Origin of the sequence: Haloparvum sedimenti (genome assembly GCF_001462205.1) — an archaeon.
GTDB lineage: Archaea > Halobacteriota > Halobacteria > Halobacteriales > Haloferacaceae > Haloparvum > Haloparvum sedimenti.
On record NZ_LKIR01000034.1, the window covers coordinates 1 to 4,171 of the forward strand.

At 60.5% G+C, this 4,171-nt stretch carries 6 protein-coding genes; 5 read left to right on the forward strand and 1 reads right to left on the reverse strand.

All coding sequences use genetic code 11. The features are described from left to right. Window positions 1-618: 618 nt before the first annotated feature. From AN233_RS01860 to AN233_RS01870, 3 genes are all read left to right on the forward strand, one after another. Window positions 619-840, forward strand: a complete 222-nt coding sequence (locus AN233_RS01860) for a hypothetical protein (protein ID WP_058365172.1) — start codon at window positions 619-621, stop codon at window positions 838-840. A 126-nt stretch (window positions 841-966) separates the two neighbouring features. Then, window positions 967-1,335 (forward strand): SHOCT domain-containing protein, encoded by a 369-nt coding sequence (locus AN233_RS01865; protein ID WP_058365173.1) that lies wholly within the window; start codon window positions 967-969, stop codon window positions 1,333-1,335. A gap of 9 nt (window positions 1,336-1,344) precedes the next feature. Further along, window positions 1,345-1,638, forward strand: a complete 294-nt coding sequence (locus tag AN233_RS01870) for a hypothetical protein (RefSeq protein ID WP_058365174.1) — start codon at window positions 1,345-1,347, stop codon at window positions 1,636-1,638. Between the two features lie 210 nt (window positions 1,639-1,848). On the opposite strand, the gene AN233_RS01875 is transcribed toward AN233_RS01870, so the two are convergent. After that, the gene (locus AN233_RS01875) at window positions 1,849-2,373 is read right to left on the reverse strand and encodes a winged helix-turn-helix domain-containing protein (protein ID WP_058365175.1); all 525 of its coding nucleotides are present in this window, start codon (window positions 2,371-2,373) and stop codon (window positions 1,849-1,851) included. A 198-nt stretch (window positions 2,374-2,571) separates the two neighbouring features. Here AN233_RS01875 and AN233_RS01880 point away from each other — a divergent pair, with 198 nt between their 5' ends. Continuing rightward, window positions 2,572-2,787, forward strand: a complete 216-nt coding sequence (locus tag AN233_RS01880) for a heavy-metal-associated domain-containing protein (protein ID WP_058365176.1) — start codon at window positions 2,572-2,574, stop codon at window positions 2,785-2,787. A gap of 4 nt (window positions 2,788-2,791) precedes the next feature. Then, window positions 2,792-4,171, forward strand: a 1,380-nt coding sequence (locus AN233_RS01885; protein WP_058365177.1) for a heavy metal translocating P-type ATPase, incomplete at its 3' end; no start/stop codon positions are given.

The following is a 4,171-nucleotide window of genomic DNA, read 5'->3' on the forward strand; positions in this document are numbered from 1 at the left end:
ACGGGCGTCGACCGTCCCAACGGAAGTCGTGACCCGTAGGTTTTCTCGAGAACGTTGCCTCGAACGAGCGTCTTGCTACCATCGACCGTCTCCGTGGGCGCCGTGGTCATTTCCATACGTGGAAAGACGTTCTACTCATTCAATCGAATTGTTGTTAAGAATCGAAAGTTAACCCCGTCAAATTACCCTGAGATCGGGTTGTATCACGAAGAGAGCAATGGATAGCCAACGATTTGGCATTCCTTTTGTCTCCAAACAGGAGTAGACTTGGTCGGTAGCCGTCATGAAAATCAGACATCTATCAGGCCCCGAACATAGTGTTGATGCGGTTTTCAAGTCAAGGTTCGAGTATCCATGGTTCAGTGCTACATCTGTGACTCGGAATGCGCTCGCGACGATGAGGTGTTCGTCTGCGAGCACTGCGGGATCTCCTGCCACCGACACTGTATGGCGGAATACGACACCGATGTCTGCCCGAAGTGTGTCGGCGAGCCGATGATCGGAGCGATCGAGTTCTAGTCGTTCCTTGTCACTCACACACCGCCTTCAGCCCGGAGGCGGAGTATATCGATGGTCAGCTGGCGAAATGCGTTTTTGACTCGTGCCCGTAGCACAGGTATGTCTACGACCGTCGAACTCCCCAACGTTGATGAGACGTGCGCCTACTGCAGGTCGCGTATCTTCGACCACGACCCGATCTGTGTGCGCGACTGTACCGACGACTGCGGGTCGCCGACCTACTTCTGCAACTACGCGTGTCTCTCGACCTACGTTGACGAAAACAACTTGACGACTGGCAACGCGTGTGAGTGGTCGCCCGACGACCCCGACTGCTGCTGAGTGGATTCGCCCCAAGCAAGACACAGAGCGACGTATTAGCCGCCACCCAACCTAGGAACCACCAACGGAGCAGTACTGGCCGTCCAACTTTATGAATGCAGCCAACGAAGTCCGTAGTGGTTCACTATGTCAAAAGAGCGCACGTCCGACGGCCTGCTCCGCATCGTCCTGATCGTCCTCGCGGTGATCGTCCTGTTCCCGCTGTTGATGATGGTGTTCGCGATGCCGATGATGGGCATGATGGGCTGGTGGTGGGGTGGTGGCATGGCCGGCGGCCTCTCACCGCTGTGGGGTATCGGAATGATGCTCGTCTGGCTCGTTGTCCTCGTCGGCATCGGCTACCTCCTCTATCGCGGCCTCGTCGGTGGTGTCGGGTCGTCGCTGACCAGCGATAGAGCACTCGAGGAACTCCGAGTGGCGTACGCTCGTGGCGACCTCTCCGACGAGGAGTTCGAGGAACGGCGTGCGAAACTCACCCGCGAGGAGTCGCAGTAGTCTGCAATCATGTCCTCGACAGTACAGCGACGCGAGTTTCTCACTGCGCTCGGAGCCGGCATCGCAGGTCTCTCCGGATGCGTTGGAAATCTCCCGGGCAGTGGCGACGGCGTCGACAGGACGATCTACGTCGGAGGCTACCACTGGGGCTTCGTTATCATCGGTGCGAGTCTGTTCGCCTACGACGTTCTCAAGAAACGCTTCGTCCGCCGTGACGAACCTGATTCCATCTCTGACGGAACGATCATCTCCCGGCGAATCTTCGCCGAAGGAGACGCGGGTTCCGAACTCGACAACGATTAACGCCCCCAATCACTCGTGTTTCGACGATATCGACGCTGTTAACGTTCTCTTCACGGCGTGCGATTTCATCTGCCAATTCGTTTCACCCGGGTGATCGTGCGCGACACGGGGAACACGGGTCCTGAATGGGGTGACCAGAAGATCCAACAACAACGGAGTCTCTCACCATGGACCGAGTCAGTAAATATCGTTATGAGTCACTGGCGTCGCTTACGATTCCCGCTGAGCGCGGACGAACGCTCGCCGCAGGACGGTCAGCAGGACGTACGTCTCGTACTTCTGGTTCCGACAGTGGTCACACGGCTGCATCTCCGTTGTGATCTCCTCGATAGATTCCTCGTACTCCTCCGTGAGATGGTTCAGTGCCTCCGTGACCTGCGGCTGGATAGCATCCGTCATCTCCTCCACGGCGGCATCAGCCGAACCCGGTAGTGAGTACGAGAGGACGATCGTGTTCGCGTGGTAGTACTTCGTCGTGCCGCCACGCCCCTCCTCAAAGCGGACGACGTCTACGAGCCCGGAATCGCGGAGTTCGTTGATGTGGTGCCGAACGGTGTTTTCGGTCCGCTCGATCCCTCGCTCGGTAAGTCGGTCGTGAACCTCGCCTGCCGTCCGTGCCTCATCGGCCAGTATGTCGAGGATCATCGCCCGCATCGGTTCGTCGATGGCGTCCGAGACGCGGGTATCCCTGATCGCGATGTCGTCGAGATGGTGGTCGGCGCCGGAACTGCTCATAGTGGGACTGCGAGACACGCGCGGGAAAAGGTAGCGGAGCATACGGCTGTCGAACGATTCGGCCGGGTGGCTGATCCTGTGGTCGGAGCGTGGAGAAGTCCTATACGACTCGTTTGACTGTTCCAACGCCCCATATTCCTATTCAAACATATCATCTAAAAAATATATATGGCAGTCCGGGTGCTACGTAGAACTGTGATGAACGAGACAACCCAACTCCGCGTGATGGACTTCGACTGCCCGACCTGCGCGAGCACCGTCGAACGCGCCCTCTCGAACGTCAACGGCGTCCAGAACGTGGAAGTCCACTACACGACCGGCCGGGTCGAGATCGAGTACGACGACAACGTCGCTGACCCCGACGCCTTCGCACAGGCCATCGAAAACCAGGGCTACACGCCCCAGCCCGCCTAGACCAATGAACGCACAAACGATCACCCAGTACTACCGGAAGAACCGGAAGGCCATCGTTACGGCGTCCAGCGGCCTGCTCTACGGTGCCGGCTGGAGCCTCGGCCACTTCACCGGCTTCAATACAGCGAGTGCCGGTATTCTCATCCTCGCGGCGATCATCGGCGGCTACGACATCGCCAAGACCGCCTACTACGAGGTCACCAACCGAACGCTCGGCATCAAGACGCTCGTGACCTTGGCGGCCATTGGTGCCATCGTCATCGGCGAATACTGGGAAGCTGCCGCCGTCGTCTTCCTGTTCAGCCTCGGCAGCTACCTAGAAGGCCGGACGATGCGGAAGACCCGGACGGCCCTCCAGGAACTTCTGGAGATGACGCCCGACACGGCGACCGTCCGTCGCGACGGAGACCTCCAAGAAGTACCTGCCCGCGACGTCGAGGAGGGTGAAGTTGTCATCGTGAAACCGGGCGGAAAGATCCCGGTCGACGGGAGCGTCGTCGACGGCGAGAGTGCCGTCAATCAGGCCCCGGTCACCGGCGAGAGCGCGCCCGTTCACAAGACCGACGGTGACGAAGTCTACGCGGGGACGGTCAACCAGGAAGGCGCACTGGAGGTCCAGACGACGGGTGCGGGCTCGGATACGACGCTCGAGCGCATCATCCGCCGCGTCGAGGAGGCCCAGGAGGCCCAGTCGCCCACGGAGAGTCTCATCGACCGGTTCGCGAAGTACTACACCCCAGCCGTCATCGTGCTCGCAATCGGCGCGTACGCAGTCACGCAGAACGCGATCCTGTCGCTGACGCTGCTGGTCATCGGCTGTCCGGGCGCGCTGGTCATCGGACCGCCAGTCAGTATCGTCTCGGCCATCGGGAACGCCGCCCGGTCGGGCGTCCTGATGAAGGGTGGCGAACACCTCGAACGTGCCGGCAAGATCGACCTCGTCGCCTTCGACAAGACGGGGACGCTCACGAAGGGCGAGACCACCGTCGCCGACGTCGAGGGGTTTGGCGTCGACGACGACGAGGTAATCTCGCTCGCGGCGACTGCCGAGAAGAAAAGCGAACACCACCTCGCCGACGCTATCGTCGACGCAGCACGCGACCGTCCGACCGCCGCAACCGATGGCGGAACTGCGGTCGCCCATTCCGATGCCGCGAGCGCCGAGCACCGGTCGGTTCCGGATCCGGATGACTTCGACGTGGTCGCCGGCAAGGGTGTCGTCGCCCATACGGACGGCCACGAGGTCGTCGTTGGGAACCGGGCGCTGCTCGACGACCGCAGCATCGACATCCCGGATCACATCGCTGAGTACGTCCGTGGCCGCGAGGAACGCGGTGAGACGGTCGTCCACGTCGTGCGAGACGACAGCATCATCGGCGTGATC